Source organism: Mesorhizobium argentiipisi (SeqCode) (assembly GCF_037179585.1).
Classification (GTDB): Bacteria; Pseudomonadota; Alphaproteobacteria; order Rhizobiales; family Rhizobiaceae; genus Mesorhizobium; species Mesorhizobium argentiipisi.
Genome location: NZ_JAPYKO010000009.1, coordinates 169,485 through 187,870, shown reverse-complemented (window position 1 = coordinate 187,870; position 18,386 = coordinate 169,485). Strand labels below are relative to the sequence as shown.

Below are 18,386 nucleotides of genomic sequence, written 5' to 3'. Positions count from 1 at the left end.
ATGGCGTTCGCGGGAAACAATTCGCGTGCCCTGCCCTGGGCGCTGGTCACGCCGGCGCTGGCGTGGACTTGTGCGTTCTTCGTGCTGCCCTTCATCGCCATGGGATTTTCCAGCCTCACGGCGCATGAAGGCGGCGGCTTCACTTTAGCCAATTACAGCCAGTTCTTCACGGACCCGTCCTATTGGCGGGCGATGGTGAACTCGCTGGAGGTGACGGCGATCGTCACCGTCATTTCGATCCTGCTCGCCTATCCCTTTGCCTGGATCCTCGCGGAACAAGTGCCGGAACGCTGGCAGCGGCTGGCGCTGATGCTGGCCGTGCTGCCGTTCTGGACCTCCTATGTCGTGCGCTCCTATTCCTGGCTGCTGGTTTTGGCGCAAAACGGCGTCATCAACCGGGCGCTGACCGGCATCGGCCTGATCGGCGAGCCGCTGCAGCTTGCCAATACGCGTTTCGCCACCGTCACCGGCTTCGTGCATTTCTTCGTGATGCTTCTGACGCTGACCATCTTCGCCAATTTGAAGCAGCTCAGCCCGAGCTATCGCAAGGCGGCAGCCGATCTCGGCGCCGGGCCGCTGCGCACCTTCCTGCATGTCGTGCTGCCGCTGACTTTGCCGGGCATCGTGGTCGGCGCCTTCCTCACCTTCGTGCTTTGCATCGGCGACTACATCACGCCGCAGATCCTCGGCGGCAACAACGAGCTGGTCATGCCGCAGCTCGTCATGATGCAGATCGGCCGCCGCGGCGATTTTCCGCTGGCCTCGGCGCTGTCGATCATCCTCATGGCTGTGGTGACCATCGCCTATCTCGCCTGCGCGCGCTGGCTGAAAATCGAGCGGGCCTGACCATGCGCGCCGCCGTCCGCCTCGCCGCCTGGGTCTACGCCGTCGCGATCTACGGCTTCATCTTCCTGCCGGTGGTCGTGCTGGTGCTGTTCTCGCTGCAGGCGACCTCTTTCCCGATCCCGCCCTTCACCGGCCCGTCGCTGCGCTGGTATCAGGCGGTGCTGTCGGACGCGCGGCTCACCTCGGCGCTCCTCAATTCGCTGCTGGTGGCGGTGCTCTCCTCGCTCGCTTCGGTCACGCTCGGCTTTCTTTCCGCCTGGGGGTTCGCGCGCTTCGTGCTGCCGGACGCGGCCATCCTGCGCGGCCTGATCACGCTGCCGCTCACCGTCAGCTATCTCATCATCGGCATGGGTCTGCTGGTGCTGTTCAACTGGGCCGGCGTGCCGAAATCGCTGCTAGCGGCCGGCATCGGCCATGTCGTGATCAACCTGCCGCTCTGCTTCGCCATCATCTACAGCCAGATGGGCGATCACCAGATCAACATCGAGCGCGCCGCTCGGGACCTCGGCGCCGCCGGGTGGAAGGTGCTGCTCATGATCACCGTGCCGGTGATGGCGCCGGCGATCTTCGCCGGTTTCTTCCTGTCGATGACCTTCTCCTGGGACGAGTTCGTCATCTCCTTCCTGCTCACCCGCTTCCAGACGACGCTGCCCGTGGAGATCTGGAACCTGCTGCGTTCCGGCCTCAACCCCAAGACGAATGCCGTCGGCTCGCTGGTCTTTGCCGTCTCCATCGTCCTGGTGGTGTTTTTCGAATTGACGCTGTTGCGGAGAAAGCCGGCATGAGCGCGCCCCTCGTCGACATCCGCAATGTCTCGCACCGCTTCGGCCAGCTAGCGGTGCTGAAGAACGTCTCGCTCGCCATCGAGCCCGGCAGCTATACGATCCTGCTCGGGCCGTCCGGCTCCGGCAAGACGACGCTGCTTTCGATCCTCGGCGGCTTCGTCACGCCCAGCGAAGGCAAAGTGTTCATCCGCGGCGCGGATTGCACCGCTCTGCCGCCGGCCAAGCGTCCGACGACCACCGTGTTCCAGGACTACGCGCTATTCCCGCATATGAGCGTCGGCGGCAATGTCGGCTTCGGGCTGCGCATGCAGGGCGTCGACGGCGCGACCCGGGCGACCAAGGCGCGCGAGGCGCTCGCTCTCGTCGGGCTGGCGGCCGCCTTCGACAAGAAGCCGCATCAGCTCTCCGGCGGCCAGCGCCAGCGCGTGGCGCTCGCCCGCGCGCTGGTCATTGAGCCGGCGGTGCTTCTGCTCGACGAGCCGCTCGGTGCGCTCGATCTCAAACTGCGCCGGCAGATGCAGGACGAGCTGAAGGCGATCCAGAAGCGCGTCGGCACCGCCTTTATCCACGTCACGCACGACCAGGAGGAAGCGATGGCGTTGGCCGACCATTGCGTGGTGATGAATGACGGCCGTATCGAGGACGAAGGCCTGCCCGAGCGGGTCTATGCGCGGCCGGCGACGCGCTTTTCCGCCACTTTTATGGGCGAGAGCACGATCCTTGCCGGCACCGTCACCGAGGCGAAGAACGGGATCGTCACGGCCATGACGGCGCTCGGGCCGATTTCACTGCCCGGTGCATCGCCTGCCGGCGCCACGGTCGCGCTCGCCATCCGACCCGAGCACATGGTTCTCGGTGATGCGAAGAGCGATGTCGCGCTGGGCATGGCCAAGGTCGGCGATGTCGTCTTCCAGGGCAGCTTCAAGCGCGTTCTTGCCACGTCGGCGCTGGATCCTGCACTGCAATTTATCGCGAAGGCGCCCGCTTCCGCCGCTGTTCAGGCAGGCGACACGATCCCGGTTTCGTGCCAGGCTCAAGACATCATCTTATTGGCGGACTGATCAATGGGCATGCTTCCGGTCATCGAGGCTCCGGACTGGTACGAGACCATCCGCATGAGCGACGACATCACGCTCATTCATGAGCCGTGGATAAAGCCGTTCTTCCGCTGCAACATCTGGCATGTGCGGGGGCGCGACCGCGATCTGTTGTTCGACACCGGCCTCGGCCATTTCAGCCTGAGGCGCCATGTGCCGCTGGTGAGCGAGCGCAAGCTTACTTGCGTGGCCAGCCACACGCATTTCGACCATATCGGCTGCCATCACGAATTTCCGGAGCGCTGCGTGCATTCGGCCGAAGCGGCAATCCTGGCCGATCCGCGCAACGAATGGACGGTGGCGGACCGCTATGCCAATGAGGAGATGTTCGACGGCGCGCCGGAAGGCTGGGACACGGCGCGCTACCGCATCCTGCCCGCGCCGGCCGGCCGGCTGCTCGAACATGGCGACGTCGTCGATCTCGGCGACCGCGCCTTCGAGGTGATCCACACGCCGGGCCACTCGCCTGGCGGCATCGCGCTTTACGAGAAAAGGACCGGTATCCTGCTGTCGGGCGACATCATCTATGACGGGCCGCTGATCGACGATGTCTACCACTCAGACATCTGCGATTATGTCGAGACGCTGCTTGCCATGCGCGAGCTTGACGTCTCGGTCGTGCATGGCGGTCATTTTCCGAGTTTCGGCAAGGCGCGTTACCGGCAACTCATCGACGAATACGTCGCTGGCAAGCGTAAGGCCGGGTGCCACTTGCCGAGGTGAAGAACACCGACGGCGGACGATACGGTCGGCCTTCCGAATGCGAACAGGCTCTTTCGACGCTGCCCTCTTACCGTTTTGGATCCGCCCGATCTTTCTGGAGCGTGATCGTATATTTCGGCGGAGTTCCATTGCGGTTCTTCTTCCAGAACCTCAACCGATCCTTCAACCGCACCACCGTCTTCTTGTAGATAGGCGCCGGCAGCCCGGCGAGATCGTAATAATCCTCAAGGATCGTAGTGCCCAGAAGCGCCTTCTCTTGCGGGTAAAAGGAAAAGTGCGCCGCGATCAGATCGCCGAAAACCTTGCCCGGCCGTCCGAGTTTGACGGGAAGGACGGCGGAAAACCACTCTTCTTCGTCTCCCAGTGGGTGAAAAAGGTCGCCGAGTTCAACGATCTCCGAACCGAAAAAGCCGATCGCGTTGATGGAAAAACGCGACGCCTTGACTTCGCGGTCGGGCACCCGGAAATCGCCCAGCCGGCCGGTGCGCACCGCTTCGATCAGCACCGGATGCATCGCGAGCGGGAAAGTTGGATGAGACCATGAGAATGGGCACATCGCCTGGCAAGTCAGCGGCCCTTCGATCTGAACCGCAGAGAGGTGTTTAATGAATGTGTTGCAGATGGCGTTGTTGATGATGAGCGGCGCATACCACAGGGCCGAACCTCGCTCGGGCAGCACCCGTTCTATGTACTTTTCGAAAAAACCGTCCTCGAGGAACACGATGTCATCGTCCAGCCTCAGATAGAAAGCATCCGGATCGTCGCAGAAACGGAAAAACCGTCCGATGGCGTCGAAACTTCCATTGGCCCCGGGCAACGTCTTGATTTTGATCCGCGAATCGCCGCTCGCCAATTGTCTGAGATAGGCGCGATCCTGCTCGTTGCGGCAGTTGTCCCACAGATGCCATTCGTGCACACGAGAACTCTTCAGGACATAGTGGCTAAGCACGCCAAGATATTTCTCACGTCCGGCCGGGGTAACGACGTTCAGCTTCATGGAGAGCCATCCTGACACGGGACGTTTTGCGCAAATGCCGAACTAGCCCCGTCAGTCGATAACCGGCCGCCGGTCTTGCGGCAAGCGTTCCAAGCGTTCAAACCTTTTGAAGCGAGCAACTTTGGTGTAAGTGCCGCGAAACAGCAAAGCAGCCCATCGAAGCATGAACACCATCAGCAGATCTCCGCAGCCGACCAGCCACCGCAATCTCGTGATCGTCAGAGCCGGCGACCATTCCCTGCATCGTCGTTGGGGCGCGGATGAGCCTGGATGTGACTTCGACCTGATCGTTAGTTATTACGGATCCGATCCATCGGCCTTCAGACTGCCTTACGAAAGACGAGTGGACTGGAAAGGCGGCAAGTTTGACGGCCTTTTCGCGCTGTTCAGTCAGCAACCGGACCTGCTCCAGCGCTATCGGTATTTCTGGCTTCCGGACGATGATCTCGAAGCAGATCGAAGAACAATCGAGGCTATATTTGCGAATATGCGCCGGCTCGACCTCGATGTCGGCCAACCCTCTCTGACGCTCGACAGCTATTTTTCGCATCTGCCGTTCATGCGTTGCGACAGCTTCGAGTTCCGCTTCGTGGACAAGGTCGAGATTATGGCTCCCTGCATCAGAGCCGACGTGCTGATCAAGATGCTGCCGCTCTTCGAACATTCAATGAGCGGCTTCGGCCTTGATTCGATTTGGACGCGCTTGGGGCCGGACAATCGACGCAAGTCCGCCGTGTTCGATGGTTTATCAATTCGTCACACGCGCCCTGTCGGAAGCGCGCTTGCCCGAACGATGTTGGAAAAAGGCCTTACACCCGAGGCGGAATACGTGCAGTTGAAGGCCAGATTTGGCCTGGATGAATTTTATCCGATCTCCTACGAGGCCGTGGACAGAAAAGGGCGCCTTTGGCGATCGAAGACTGCCATAGGCCTGCGCATGATGCTGCATTACGCCCGACGGCTAAATGCATTTAGACAGGTGTATCGACTGAAGAAAACGCTGTGGCGGCATGTTCGCCGACAGCATTTCAAGGCGACCGAACTCTCGACCATCGTGCTCGAGCCGCCTCAGGTTCGGACTGCCGACGGGGCAATGCCATGTTGAATGGCGCCGATCTTCTTGTCGTAGGGGCGGGATTCTACGGCGCAACGCTTGCCGAGCGTGTTGCAACCAGGCTGGGCCGCCGTGTGCTGGTGATCGATCGACGCACGCACATAGGCGGCAACGCCTACACCGAGCCCGACGCTGCCACCGGCGTCGAGATCCATCGCTATGGGCCTCACCTCTTCCATACATCCAACAAAGAGGTCTGGGACTATTTGCACGCCTTCACGCAATTCAACTCCTATCGGCACCGTGCGTTTTCGTCATATCGCGATCAGATCTATTCCTTGCCGATCAACCTTGCGACGATCTGCCAGTTCTTCGGCAAACGGCTCAGCCCGGATCAAGCGCGAGCGCTGATTGCCGAGCAATCGTCCGAACTCGGCGACCGGCAGCCGGCCAATCTCGAGGAGAAAGCTATCTCCCTTATCGGGCGCCCGCTCTATGAGGCGCTCATCAGAGGCTACACTGCCAAGCAATGGCAGACCGACCCGCGCGAGCTTCCGCCGCAGATCATCGCGCGTTTGCCGGTGCGCTATACATTCGAGGACGGCTATTTCAACGATCGATACCAGGGACAGCCGCTCGAAGGCTATACGGCAATCTTCCAGAAGATGCTTGCGCACCCGCTAATCGAGACCAGGCTCGGCGTCGATTTCTTCCAGATCAAAGGATCGCTACCCAAAAATATTCCCATCGCTTACACGGGTGCCATCGACCGGTATTTCGACTACGCCGAAGGAGACCTCGGATGGCGGACAATCGACATCGAGTTCGAACATGTGGACACGCCGGACTATCAAGGCACAGGGATCATGCATTTCGCCGACGAAGCCGTGCCTTACACGCGCATCGTCGAGTTCAGGCATTTCAACCCAGAGCGTGAATTTGAAGGCGACAGGACGCTGATCGGTCGCGAATTCTCGCGTTTTGCTCGCCGCAGCGACGAACCTTACTATCCTATCGACACCCGCGCCGACCAACGTATCTACGAGCGCTACCTGGCGCGCGCACGTCGCGAACAAAACACTCACTTCGGCGGCCGGCTCGGAACATACCGCTATCTCGACATGCACCAGGCAATCGGCGCGGCGCTCAAGGCATTCGAGACCGTCTTCGTGCCGTATCTCGAAGGTCGATCGGAGACCGTGTCGATGAGAGGCCGGCCTTCCTGAGCGAAGTCGGCAGAACTCTTAACAACTAGAGCATGATCCCGAAAAGCGGGAACCGATTTCGGAGAAGATCATGTTCCAACAAAGAATTAGATCAGGATGACGATTCAGCGAAACGTCATTCTGATCTAGGCCGTGGCCGCGGCAGGGGTGGCAATCTGGCTCCGGAACCACTCAAAGGTCCGTCGAATACCTTCCTGATAATCTGTAGCGGCTTCCCAACCTGGAAGAATACGCTTGGCCAATCTCAAGTCAGGGCAACGATTTGTCGGATCTTGAGGAACCGGTTCATGATGGACGATCGAGCTGCCGGGAACCAGGGAGCAGACGAATTTCGCGATATCCAGGACCGAGACCTCGCAATTGTTGCCGATATTGAGCGGGCCACGATGTGAAATATTGTCGCGCCAGAAGAAACGCTCCAATCCGTCGACGATGTCATCGACATAACCCCAGCTGCGCGATTGCAGGCCATCACCATAGACGGTCAGTACTCCAGTCGTCAGCGCCTGGCTTATGAAGTTCGAAATCGCACGCCCGTCATCGATACGTGTGCGGGGTCCGTATACATTGAAGAGCCGGACCACTCTCACGTCGAGACCCTGCGTGCGTTGGGTCTCGAACAACAGCGCTTCCGTGCAACGCTTGCTTTCATCATAGGAGGACCTGGGGCCCGTACAGTCCACTGAACCTCGGTAACTCTCTGGCTGTGGGGAGATCTGCGGATCCCCATATACCTCCGAGGTGGATGAAAAGCAGAAACGGCCGCCGGGCTTGAGCAAACCCAGAAGGTTGAAAGCACCGCCGACATTGGCGCGTATTGTGCGAGCCGGATCGCTCATGTACCAGCACGGCGAAGCGGGCGATGCGAGGTGAATAATCTCGTCGAACCGTTGCGAGGTGGTGAAGACCTCCGCATCCCCGATCTCGAGGCTCAATCGCGGATCGTTAAGATGCGCAAGGTTCTGGGGCGAGCCGGTCCATAAGTTGTCAACCACAACAAGGCAGTCGAGATCCGTGCGCTGCAAGAGACGATCGGCCAGATGCGAGCCTATGAAGCCACTGCCTCCGGCAACCAACACCGCGCGACGATCCTTACGACTTATTCCATGCATCATCACGCCGATTTTGTTTTCGGAGCGCGCTCGCCCCGAGGTTGAATCGAAACGACACATAGAGCCTGGCGAATTGCTAAGCAATCTAGCGAGCGCGTTTTCGCTGCCCGCCGATCTGGCAAGCGTGCGCAACCGACCTGGATAGAAACTTCCCACGCGATTTCACGAAAGATGGAGTCAGCCGCGGCCATCGCGACCGCATGCCGTTCATGCCGCATATTTGGTGAATGATCCCGGCGCGGACCAAAAGCGTTCACGAGAACGGCAAACCGCTCATCCCTTGGTGCAGATGCAATCGCGGACGGAAACCGCTTCGCACGTTTCCCGGAATTGCTTTAAAGCGCCCTCTGCGGGCAAGGCGTTCCCGTGGCGTCGCCGCAGCGAGAAGTCGTCGGCTGCGGCCGCTGGCTCATCTCTTCCGAATGACGCACGAGTTCAGCGAACATCAGCGCGAAACTTCCCATCATCAGGAAGACTATGATCAGACGCGTTACCGGCAATAGACAGGTCTCTCGACTGGCCAGCCCCCGCCAACCCATCCACTGTCGGCTAACATGATCGATCCGGCTTTACGAGTGTTTAAGCCCCGTCTTAACCATAGCGGCCATCACATTCATGTCGCGACTGTCACGAAGCGCGATTGTCGGGGCGGCCGGCGCAGCACCCTTCACAGATGTGGGCGGCGCATGCTACGCCGTCGCCGGCGCGGCCCCGCAGATGGTCGCCCTCCGGGAGCCATGAGCAAAGCCGCCAGCCGTTTCGCCTTCGTCTCTTCCGATACCGACGACGCCCGCGCCGCGCTGGAAAGTCTGTCGGCGCGCTATGGGCAGGTGCCTGTCGCCGAGGCCGAGATTATCATTGCGCTCGGTGGCGACGGCTTTCTTCTGCAGACGCTGCGCGAGACGATGAGCACGGGCAAGAAGGTCTACGGCATGAACCGTGGGACCATCGGCTTCCTGATGAACGAATATCGCGCCGGCGGGCTCGAGGAACGCATCGCCAACGCCGTTGCCGAGACGATACGCCCGCTCGAAATGGTCGCGGTAACTCATGACGGCGACTCCGTTTCGGCGCCTGCGATCAACGAAGTGGCGCTGTGGCGTCAGTCCTACCAGACCGCGAAGATCCGCATCACCGTCGACGGCCAGGTGCGGCTGGAGGAGCTGAACTGCGACGGCGTGATGATTGCGACGCCCGCCGGCTCCACCGCCTACAATCTGTCCGCGCATGGGCCGATCCTGCCGCTCGATGCGCCGCTGCTGGCGCTGACGCCGGTCAGTCCCTTCCGGCCGCGCCGCTGGCGCGGCGCGCTGCTGTCCAACAAGGCGACGGTGCGCTTCGACATACTGGAAGCCGAAAAGCGCCCGGTGAATGCCGCCGCCGACCACACCGAGGTCAAGGCCGTGGCTTCCGTCACCGTGCGGGAATCGCCGACGGCGACGGCAACTTTGCTGTTCGATCCCAACCATTCCTGGAACGAACGTATCCTGGCCGAGCAGTTCCGCTACTGAGCCGGCGCAACGATACTGGTTCGATCAATGCATGCCGCCCAAAAGTGCGCAGCGGTTTGGGAACACGACATGCATCAAGAAAAGATCTAAAGCGCGTAGCCTCAATCCGTTTCGATGCGACGCGCTTTAAGCATCGCAATTAAGGTTACGACTTCACAATTGCCGGATTCCCGGCTGTTTCTGTTGACAAATCGCGGACTTGCGCCTAACTGCAGGCCGATCTTGCAGGCGCGTGGCGCCTGCCGTGACGGACACCGTTGCGATTTCCCGAACCAGCCAAAGACATCAAACACTTGTCATCAGACACCACGATCGCTCAAGAAGCGTTGACGTTCACAGACCTTGGCCTTTCGCCCAAGGTCCTCTCCGCAGTCACCGATGCCGGCTACACCGAGCCGACTCCGATCCAGGCCGGTGCCATCCCGCACGCGCTGCTCGGCAAGGACGTGCTGGGCATTGCCCAGACCGGCACCGGCAAGACCGCTTCTTTCGTGCTGCCGATGCTGACGCGCCTGGAAAAGGGCCGCGCCCGTGCCCGCATGCCACGGACGCTGATCCTCGAACCGACGCGCGAGCTCGCCGCTCAGGTCGAAGAGAATTTCGTCAAGTACGGCAAGAACCACAAGCTCAACATCGCGCTTCTGATCGGCGGCGTCTCCTTCGACGAGCAGGACAAGAAGCTCGAGCGCGGCGCCGATGTACTGATCGCCACGCCCGGCCGCCTGCTCGACCACCGCGAGCGCGGCAAGCTCTTGCTCAACGGCGTCGAAATCCTCGTCATCGATGAAGCCGACCGTATGCTCGACATGGGTTTCATTCCCGATATCGAGCGCATCTGCGAGATGATTCCGTTCACGCGCCAGACGCTGTTCTTTTCGGCGACCATGCCGCCGGAGATCACCAAGCTCACCGAAAAATTCCTGCACGCGCCGGTGCGCGTCGAAGTCTCCAAGGCGGCGTCGGCTGCGACCAACATCGTCCAGCGGCTGGTGAAGTCCGGCACGAAGCCGTGGGAGAAGCGCGAGACGCTGCGCAACCTGATCAAGGCCGAAGACGCCGACCTGAAGAACGCCATCATCTTCTGCAACCGCAAGGTCGAGGTGTCGGAGCTCTTCCGCTCGCTGCTGAAACATGATTTCGACGCAGGCGCCCTGCATGGCGACATGGACCAGCGCGCCCGCATGCAGATGCTTGCCAATTTCCGCGACGGCAAGCTGCGCTACCTCGTTGCCTCCGACGTCGCCGCGCGCGGTCTCGACATTCCCGACGTCAGCCACGTCTTCAACTACGACGTGCCGATTCATGCCGAGGACTATGTCCACCGCATCGGCCGCACCGGCCGGGCCGGACGTTCCGGCAAATCCTTCACCATCGCCACCCGCTCGGACACCAAATATGTCGATGCCATCGAGAGGCTTATCGGCACGAAGATCGAATGGCATGACGGCGACCTGTCGACCGTAACCGAAAGCGAAGGCGAGGAGCAGCCGCGCCGTGGGCGCGGCGCGCCGCGTAGGGCCGGCCGCAAGGACGAGGGCCGCAAGGACCGGCGCGAGCCCAAGAAGGAGCGTCACACCAAGCGCGAGGAGACGCCCGATGGCGCGCGCGAGGAGCAGCCTGTCGCCGAAGTGGCAGACATTGCCGAACGACGCGCCCGCAAGGACGCTATCCGTTCCGAGAACGACCGCAAGGGCTCGGGCAACCGTCACGAGCAGCGCGCCGATACCCGGCCGCAGCGCGACCGCCCCGGCCGCCACCGTCAGGAGGAAGACGACGCGACCGTCGGCTTCGGCGACGACGTGCCGGCCTTCATGCGGATCGTCGCGAAAGTCTGAGCTCCAGCCCGGTCGAAGCAGACCTGAAAACGGCCCCGAGCGGGGCCGTTTCTTTTGCTGTCCTTCGCACGCCCTGCCCTACATCGGCCCCGGCATCATCTTGGTCGGCTTTTCCAGCATTGGAAAATCGGCCTTGGTGCATTTCACGTTCGGGTTCGTCGGGCTGAACATGCCATTCGGATTGTCCCTGAACAGCCACGCATGGAGGTCGTAGTGGACGAACTCCCTCGGAATGAGCGGATAGTGCCCTTCCATTGGCCCCATGAATTTCTGGCCGAACAGCGTCGGCGCCTCCTTGGTGTCCGGCGTCAGCGGCACCAGCCATTCCACGCCGACCAGCTTCAAACCTTTCTTGGTCGGCTCGTAGATCAGGACATTGGGCTTCATCGGGTCGAGCGGCTTGCCGACGCTCGGGACGTTGACGAAATGGATGCCCATGGCGCCCTTCGGATAATACATCGTGCCGTCTATCTTCTCGCCAGCGTAATGGACACAGCCGACAGTCGACAAATAGAGATCGCGGACGGCGGCGGTGTAGTCCTCATATTTGGCCAGCGATTTTTTCAGGGCCTCGATATCTGCCTTGTTGGCATCCTCGGCCCAAGCCGAGGCGGCTCCAAGCCATGCGCCCAAAAGGCCAGTCAAAACGAGGACGCCGCGGCGTCCGAGGCGAGCTGTTCTTGTCATGCATTCCTCCCAGATTTCCTGATCTGGCCGTGCAAGACCGGGGCGGCAGATGCTGATTGCGCGGCCGGTTGACCACCCCATCCCTCTGGAACAGCAGAATGGTAGTCCCTTCCCCGGTTCTGGAAAAGCATCAATTAGCAAATTAGAATAAGCTTATATTCCGATCTGTCTTTGGACTCGCCGAACGAAAACGGCCCCGTGCGGGGCCGTTTTGCTTTGATAGGTTGCGTTATCGAGCGGTTTCTCTCAGGTGAGCGGCGACAGCTGGATTTCGACGCGCCGGTTCTGTTCGCGGCCTTGGGCCGTCGCATTGGATGCGATCGGACGCGTCTTGCCGAATCCGGTGACGGCGAAGCGGCGCTGATCGACGCCCTGGCCGGCAAGATAATTGGCGACGGCAAGAGCGCGTCGCTGCGACAGGTCGAAATTGTGCTGGTCGCTGCCGGTCGAATCGGTATGGCCGAAAACGTCCACCGTGGTCTGGCGGAACTTCTTTAGCACCAGCGCGACCGAATTCAGCACCGGATAGAAGCCGGGCTTCACCGCATCCTGGTCGACATTGAAGGTGATGTCGGACGGCATGTTGAGGATGATCTGGTCGCCGCTGCGGGTGACGCTGACGCCGGTGCCCTGCAACTGACGGCGGAGCTCAGCCTCGTTCTGGTCCATGGTCGCGCCGATCGCGCCGCCGGCGAGAGCGCCGATGCCGGCGCCGATCAAGGCGTTGCGGCGGTCATTGCCGCCGGCGAGCAGACCAAGGCTGGCGCCTGCCAGCGCGCCAAGGCCGGCACCGGCCGCCGTGTTGGAAATCTTCTGGTCGCCGGTATACGGATCGGTGGTGGTGCAGGCGCTCACCAGCACAGCCGTCGCCACGACGACGAGCACGGTCTTCTTCATAAGATTGGTCCCTCTCCAATTCGCGGCCCTTGCGGCCACGCCAAATCAGCCCTTCCGCAGCCTTGTAGCATGAAATGCGGCGAAAAACGGAACGGCTATGCGGCCGCAAAGCTCAGTCGCCGTTCCCGCGTCGCCTCTACCACAAATTCTTGCCGTCGATGACCACCACCTCGACCTTATCCAGGTCGAAATCGTCGAACAGGCGCGAGTTGACGCTGATCTTCGGATTGTCGAAATCCGGCTTCCCGGTCGACCAGTCAGGCGTTTCAGTGAAGGTGCCGCAACCGCAAATGGCGCAGAAACCATGCTTCACGGTCTTCGAGCCCCAGCGATAGAAGGAGACGTTCTCCAGCGGGCTTGTGAGCTTGAATTGCGAGGGCACATAATAGGCCCATAGCGACCCCGCGCTTCGCGCAGAACGAGCATGTGCATTGCGTCACCGTCTGTGGCGCCTCGGCAACCTCGAAGGTTGTCGCCTTGCAGTGGCAGCTTCCCCTGGCGCGCTCGAAGCTTTCTCGCGCCTCGCATTGGCTCGCGAAGGCTAGTGCGTTCCACCGTTTCACGGAAAAACGGTGAAACGCCCTATCTCTTGTTTTACGCAATTCCGGACGGAAGGTTACGGCGAGGCGCCGAACTTAACCGCTCACACTTTTCCTGGAATTGCTCCTAATAAGAGGGCGGCGGCACGAACAGGCAGATGGTCTTGCCGGCGTCGAGCCCGGCCTGATGCGCGCACCAGTGGTATTCGCCGTCGGGTGAATTCTTGATCCGCTTGTCGCTATAGGCCACCACCTCGCCTGTGCCCATTATGACATAGCCTTCAGGCCGCTCGCTGATGGACGACTGAGGCACCTCCTTGCAGTCGAAATTGGCGCAGCAGGCAAAGGGGTATTTCCAGCCTTGCGGCATGGCGGCCGTGGGTTGGGCGTCGTGCGCGATGGCTGGCGGCGCTAGCACCGAGATGGCTCCAACGGCGAAGAGGGAGAACAAAAGTCGGCCGGCCGGTCGAACGGCTTTGGCCGATCTTGATATGGCAGCAGACATCGAAACGTTCCTTTCGAGCATCAAGCGTTTTCGCTTGCCCGTTCCCGGAACGTGTTCTTCCCAGTGGCCGGATCGTCAGTCGCAGTTATGCCGCGTCCGGCCATAAATGCTTCTATCCCACAGCCCGAATGCTGAGCTGATTCCATAGCCAGCGCAAGAAGTGGGCGCGCCGTAGCGGCGCGCCGGGCTTCAAGCTTCGGCGACGGAAAGGTACGCAGACTTGGCTGGCATGAACCAGACGACAGGCCTGCGCCCAGGGTGCCTAAGAACGAAGTTCCGCTGACGGAGGTTCCGGCCTTCAGGCGTCGGCATGTTCACGATATTGCGGCAGATCGTCTGTAATCGTGAACCACGGCGCCTTTGAACCGACGAAGATATGTGCGCTCGGGCGAATGCCTGGATCATCCATCAACGTCCCCATGGCGACATGGACGTAGGCGCCATCACGCACCAATGAATAGAGGAGCGAGCCACATCGGCCGCAATGGGCGTCATGGCCGCTCTCGTCGCCGAAGATCAGCAGCCTGTCGTCGCCGGCGGTGAGACGGAACTTGCCGCGCTCGATGCCGGCGAAGGGTTTGAACGCCGACCCGGTCGTGCGCCGGCAGTTGGAGCAGTGGCAATTGGCGGCGTAAACGAATTCGTCCGCCACTTCATAGCGAACGGCGCCGCAGAAGCATTTCCCGGTAAGTTTGCGCGTCACCAGCTTCCTCCGTCGTGCAGCGCCGGGAATCCTAGTCGAGGTCCGCCACCGCTTCGCCGGCACCGCCCTCGATGCGATGTGAGAGCGAGGCTTCCATGAACTCGTCGAGGTCGCCATCGAGCACGCTCGACGGCGAGGTGCTTTCGACGCCCGTACGCAGGTCCTTCACGAGCTGATAGGGCTGCAGCACGTAAGAGCGGATCTGGTGGCCCCAGCCGATGTCGCTCTTCGACGCTTCCGTGGCGTTGGCGACCGCCTCGCGCTTCTTCAGCTCTTCCTCGTAGAGGCGCGAGCGCAGCATTTCCCAGGCCTTGGCGCGGTTCTTGTGCTGCGAGCGCTCGGCCTGACAGGCGACCGCGATACCGGTCGCCAGATGGGTGATGCGCACCGCCGAGTCGGTGGTGTTGACGTGCTGGCCGCCCGAACCCGATGAACGATAGGTGTCGATGCGCACATCGGATTCGGAAACATTGATCTCGATCGAGTCATCGATGACCGGATAGACCCAGACGCTGGCGAAGGATGTGTGGCGCCGCGCGTTGCTGTCGTAAGGCGAAATGCGCACCAGGCGATGGACGCCGGACTCCGTCTTCAGCCAGCCATAGGCATTGTGGCCCTTGATCAGCACGGTGGCGGACTTGATGCCCGCCTCTTCGCCGTCATGGACTTCCAGCACCTCGACCTTGAAACGACGGCGCTCGGCCCAGCGCGTGTACATGCGCAGGAGCATCGAAGCCCAGTCCTGGCTCTCGGTACCGCCGGCGCCGGCATGGATTTCGAGATAGGTGTCGTTGGCGTCGGCTTCGCCGGAGAGCAGTGTCTCGACCTGGCGAGCCTTGGCCTCGCCCTGCATCGAACGCAGCGCCGCCTCCGCCTCGGCGATGATACCCTCGTCGCCCTCTTCCTCGCCGAGCTCGATCAGGCCGATATTGTCTTCCAGCGCCTGTGTCATTCCCTTAACGGCAGCGATACCATCCTCGAGTTCCTGGCGCTCCCGCATCAGCTTCTGCGCTTCGGTCGGATCATTCCACAGGCTGGAATCCTCGGCACGCGAATTCAGGTAATCAAGCCGCTTTACAGCCTGGTCCCAGTCAAAGATGCCTCCTCAGCAGGGTTATCGCCTGCCTGATCTCGTCGACAATGTTTTGCGTTTCCGCGCGCATGGCTTTTCGTTCGGTCCTGTTCTTTTCGGTCTTTTCGGAATAGGCGCGATACATAGGCACGGCATCGCCGCCTGTAAAGCGAAATGGCCGGCGGTTTCTCGCCGGCCCATTTCAGAAATGCGCGAGGTCAGTAGAGGCCGCCGCCGCCATCCTGGATGGCCTGGTTGGCCTGGGGCGACAGCGCTCCGCCCGAGCCGTTCGAGCCGTCTGCACCCATGCCGATCACCCAATAGCTGTCGGCCGGTCCGGTGCCGGGCTTGAACGCCTCGACGATGGTGTTGGGATCGCCCTCGGCGGCGCGCATGCCGGTCTTGCGGTTGATGGCGATCAGCTTCATGCCGTCCGGGACCTGGAAGTCGGTGTTCGGCTTGCCGTCGAGCGCGACGCGCATGAAATCCTTGAAGATCGGCGCAGCGAGACCACCGCCGGTGGCGCCATGGCCGAGGCCGCGCGGCGTGTCGTAGCCCATATAAAGGCCGACCACGAGGTTGGGCGTGTAGCCGATGAACCAGGCGTCCTTCTCGTCATTGGTCGTGCCGGTCTTGCCTGCGATGTGGCGGCCCAGTTCACCGATGGTGGCGCCGGTGCCGCGCTGCACCACGCCTTCCATCATCGAGGTGATCTGGTAGGCGGTCATCGGATCGAGCACCTGCTCGGAATTGTCGACCAGCTCAGGCTCGGGCTGGTCCTTCCATTCGGTGGCGTTACAGCCTTCGCAGCCGCGCTCGTCCTGCTTGAACACCGTCTTGCCGTAACGGTCCTGGATCCGGTCGATGAGCGAGGGTTTGATCGATTTGCCGCCATTGGCCATGATCGAATAGGCCGACACCATGCGCATGACGGTCGTCTCGCCGGAGCCCAGCGCCATCGGCAGATAGGGCGCCAGATGATCGTAGACGCCGAAGCGCTCGGCATATTCCACGACCAGCTTCATGCCCATGTCGTTGGCAAGCCGCACCGTCATCAGGTTGCGCGATTTCTCGATGCCGGAGCGCAAGGTGGCCGGGCCCGCGACCGTGCCGTCATAGTTCTTCGGCGTCCAGGTGGTGTTGCCGCTCTGGATGGTGATGGGGCCGTCCATGATCACCGAGGCCGGGGTGTAACCATTGTCGAGCGCAGCCGAATAGACGATCGGCTTGAACGAGGAGCCGGGCTGGCGCATCGCCTGGGTTGCGCGGTTGAACTCGGACTGCGCGTAGGAGAAGCCGCCGACCATGGCGAGCACGCGGCCGGTATGCGGATCCATGGCAACGAGGCCGCCCTCCACCTCCGGCACCTGGCGCAGCATGTAGGTGTTGTCGGAGCTTTCGTTCTTCTGCACGTAGATCACGTCGCCGGGCTCCAGCACCTCCGCCGGGGACTTCGCCCTGACGGACTTGCCGTTGACGAAGTGGCGCATGGCGAAGCCCATGTCTTCCTTGCTGACGGTACCCTGGACACGGTCCTTGACGAGGTCGCCGGAAACCTGTCGCGCCGGCTGAAGGCCGATGGCGAGACCAGTCGCCGAACTGTCGAGCACGACGGCCAGCGTCCATTCCGGCACGTCCTCGAGACCCTTCACATTGCCGAGCGGCACGCCCCAGTCGCCGGAGATGTCGATATGCGTCACGGGACCGCGATAACCGCGCAGCATGTCGTATTTGAGCAGACCGTTCTGCATCGCCTTGCGCGCGATGAGCTGGACTTTCGGATCGAGCGTCGTGCGCACCGACAGGCCGCCCTCGTAGAGTGCGTTCTCGCCGTAGCGCGCGATGATCTGGCGGCGGACCTCCTCGGTGAAGTACTCGCCGGCGAACAGGTATGAGCCGTTGCGGCGCGGCGTCACGCCGAGCGGTTCAGCCTTGGCCTTGTCGCCCTCCTCGCGGGTGACGTAGCCGTTCTCGACCATCTGGTCGATGACCCAGTTGCGGCGCTCGAGCGCGCGATCGGCGTGCTTGAAGGGGTGATAGTTGTTCGGGCCCTTCGGCAACGAGGCGAGATAGGCGGCTTCCGCGACTGTCAACTCGTTGACCGACTTGTCGAAATAGGTGAGCGCAGCACCCGCGACGCCGTAGGCGCCGAAGCCGAAGAAGATTTCGTTGAGGTAGAGCTCGAGGATGCGGTCCTTCGAATAGGCCTGCTCGATGCGGAAGGCCAGGATCATCTCCTTGATCTTACGCTCATAGGTCTGATCGGAGGTGAGCAGGAAGTTCTTCGCCACCTGCTGGGTGATTGTCGAAGCGCCGACCTGGCGCCTGCCTGAGCCGAAGTTCTGCAAGTTGACGACAATCGCGCGGCCGAGGCCGGTGATGTCGATGCCGGGGTGGTTGTAAAAGTTCTTGTCCTCGGCCGACATGAAGGCGGCCTTGACGCGGTCAGGGATGGCCTGGATCGGCAGATAGAGACGCCGTTCGCGCGCATATTCGGCCATCAGCGAACCGTCGGAGGCGTGAATGCGCGTCGTCACCGGCGGTTCGTATTTGGCCAAAACCTCGTAGTCGGGCAGGTCCTTCGTCAGATGGCTGATATAAATGGCAAGGCCGGCCGCCACCAGCAGCGCCAGCGTCGTGCCGATGCCGAAGAAATAGCCGATGAGACGAATCATGCCCGCTCCAGTCCGAGGTTCGGGAATTTCCTAAACGAAGCCGACAGTCGCGCAAGCTTCCCGGGGCGGTCCCAATCCGCAATCGAAAAACCCATGTCGCGGCCATGTGGACAAAATACGGC

Annotated in this window: 16 protein-coding genes and 1 pseudogene; 8 read left to right on the top strand and 9 right to left on the bottom strand. The window is 61.5% G+C overall.

What is annotated here, in order from left to right:
- The 4 genes from O7A05_RS15390 to O7A05_RS15375 are packed head-to-tail and all read left to right on the top strand — an operon-like array spanning nucleotide 1 to nucleotide 3,451.
- A complete protein-coding gene (locus O7A05_RS15390) occupies nucleotides 1–846 on the top strand; it encodes an ABC transporter permease (protein ID WP_337093913.1) in 846 nt (281 codons plus the stop codon).
- A gap of 2 nt (nucleotides 847–848) precedes the next feature.
- The gene (locus tag O7A05_RS15385; protein ID WP_337093912.1) at nucleotides 849–1,631 is read left to right on the top strand and encodes an ABC transporter permease; all 783 of its coding nucleotides are present in this window, start codon (nucleotides 849–851) and stop codon (nucleotides 1,629–1,631) included.
- Nucleotides 1,628–2,692, top strand: a complete 1,065-nt coding sequence (locus O7A05_RS15380) for an ABC transporter ATP-binding protein (protein ID WP_337093911.1) — start codon at nucleotides 1,628–1,630, stop codon at nucleotides 2,690–2,692. Before O7A05_RS15385 ends, O7A05_RS15380 begins: the two co-directional genes overlap by 4 nt.
- 3 nt (nucleotides 2,693–2,695) lie before the next feature.
- Nucleotides 2,696–3,451, top strand: a complete 756-nt coding sequence (locus O7A05_RS15375) for an MBL fold metallo-hydrolase (RefSeq protein ID WP_337093910.1) — start codon at nucleotides 2,696–2,698, stop codon at nucleotides 3,449–3,451.
- A gap of 67 nt (nucleotides 3,452–3,518) precedes the next feature.
- Here the strand turns inward: O7A05_RS15375 and O7A05_RS15370 are convergent, their stop codons facing one another.
- Nucleotides 3,519–4,448, bottom strand: a complete 930-nt coding sequence (locus O7A05_RS15370) for a hypothetical protein (protein WP_337093909.1) — start codon at nucleotides 4,446–4,448, stop codon at nucleotides 3,519–3,521.
- 163 nt (nucleotides 4,449–4,611) lie between these two features.
- On the opposite strand from O7A05_RS15370, the gene O7A05_RS15365 reads away from it, so the two are divergent.
- Nucleotides 4,612–5,553 (top strand): hypothetical protein, encoded by a 942-nt coding sequence (locus O7A05_RS15365; RefSeq protein ID WP_337093908.1) that lies wholly within the window; start codon nucleotides 4,612–4,614, stop codon nucleotides 5,551–5,553.
- Nucleotides 5,547–6,728 (top strand): UDP-galactopyranose mutase, encoded by a 1,182-nt coding sequence (glf, locus tag O7A05_RS15360; RefSeq protein ID WP_337093907.1) that lies wholly within the window; start codon nucleotides 5,547–5,549, stop codon nucleotides 6,726–6,728. Before O7A05_RS15365 ends, glf begins: the two co-directional genes overlap by 7 nt.
- Nucleotides 6,729–6,853: 125 nt before the next feature.
- On the opposite strand, the gene O7A05_RS15355 is transcribed toward glf, so the two are convergent.
- Nucleotides 6,854–7,840, bottom strand: a complete 987-nt coding sequence (locus O7A05_RS15355) for an NAD-dependent epimerase/dehydratase family protein (protein ID WP_337093926.1) — start codon at nucleotides 7,838–7,840, stop codon at nucleotides 6,854–6,856.
- A gap of 737 nt (nucleotides 7,841–8,577) precedes the next feature.
- Between O7A05_RS15355 and O7A05_RS15350 the strand changes: the two genes are divergently transcribed.
- Together O7A05_RS15350 and O7A05_RS15345 are read left to right on the top strand one after the other, a co-directional pair.
- The gene (locus O7A05_RS15350) at nucleotides 8,578–9,351 is read left to right on the top strand and encodes an NAD kinase (protein ID WP_337093906.1); all 774 of its coding nucleotides are present in this window, start codon (nucleotides 8,578–8,580) and stop codon (nucleotides 9,349–9,351) included.
- A 293-nt stretch (nucleotides 9,352–9,644) separates the two neighbouring features.
- On the top strand, nucleotides 9,645–11,186 hold the full coding sequence (locus O7A05_RS15345; protein WP_337093905.1) for a DEAD/DEAH box helicase: 1,542 nt from the start codon (nucleotides 9,645–9,647) through the stop codon (nucleotides 11,184–11,186).
- A 78-nt stretch (nucleotides 11,187–11,264) separates the two neighbouring features.
- On the opposite strand, the gene O7A05_RS15340 is transcribed toward O7A05_RS15345, so the two are convergent.
- The 7 genes and pseudogenes from O7A05_RS15340 to O7A05_RS15310 all read right to left on the bottom strand — a co-directional run bounded on the left by O7A05_RS15340 (nucleotide 11,265) and on the right by O7A05_RS15310 (nucleotide 18,264).
- Complete coding sequence (locus tag O7A05_RS15340) at nucleotides 11,265–11,873, bottom strand: hypothetical protein (RefSeq protein ID WP_337093904.1); 609 nt, start codon at nucleotides 11,871–11,873, stop codon at nucleotides 11,265–11,267.
- 246 nt (nucleotides 11,874–12,119) lie between these two features.
- Nucleotides 12,120–12,770 (bottom strand): YiaD family glycine zipper/OmpA-like lipoprotein, encoded by a 651-nt coding sequence (locus O7A05_RS15335; RefSeq protein WP_112129995.1) that lies wholly within the window; start codon nucleotides 12,768–12,770, stop codon nucleotides 12,120–12,122.
- A gap of 136 nt (nucleotides 12,771–12,906) precedes the next feature.
- Nucleotides 12,907–13,333, bottom strand: a pseudogene (locus O7A05_RS15330) (GFA family protein).
- Nucleotides 13,334–13,436: 103 nt separating this feature from the next.
- The gene (locus O7A05_RS15325) at nucleotides 13,437–13,814 is read right to left on the bottom strand and encodes a hypothetical protein (protein WP_337093903.1); all 378 of its coding nucleotides are present in this window, start codon (nucleotides 13,812–13,814) and stop codon (nucleotides 13,437–13,439) included.
- A 298-nt stretch (nucleotides 13,815–14,112) separates the two neighbouring features.
- Entirely contained in the window at nucleotides 14,113–14,517 is a 405-nt protein-coding gene (locus O7A05_RS15320) for a GFA family protein (protein WP_337093902.1), read from the bottom strand.
- A gap of 31 nt (nucleotides 14,518–14,548) precedes the next feature.
- A protein-coding gene (gene prfB, locus O7A05_RS15315; RefSeq protein ID WP_224582285.1) for a peptide chain release factor 2 occupies nucleotides 14,549–15,680 on the bottom strand; the annotation gives its coding sequence in 2 pieces (ribosomal slippage) (nucleotides 14,549–15,613 and nucleotides 15,615–15,680; 1,131 coding nt in all).
- Nucleotides 15,681–15,807: 127 nt separating this feature from the next.
- Entirely contained in the window at nucleotides 15,808–18,264 is a 2,457-nt protein-coding gene (locus tag O7A05_RS15310; RefSeq protein ID WP_337093901.1) for a penicillin-binding protein 1A, read from the bottom strand.
- Between the last annotated feature and the right edge of the window lie 122 nt (nucleotides 18,265–18,386).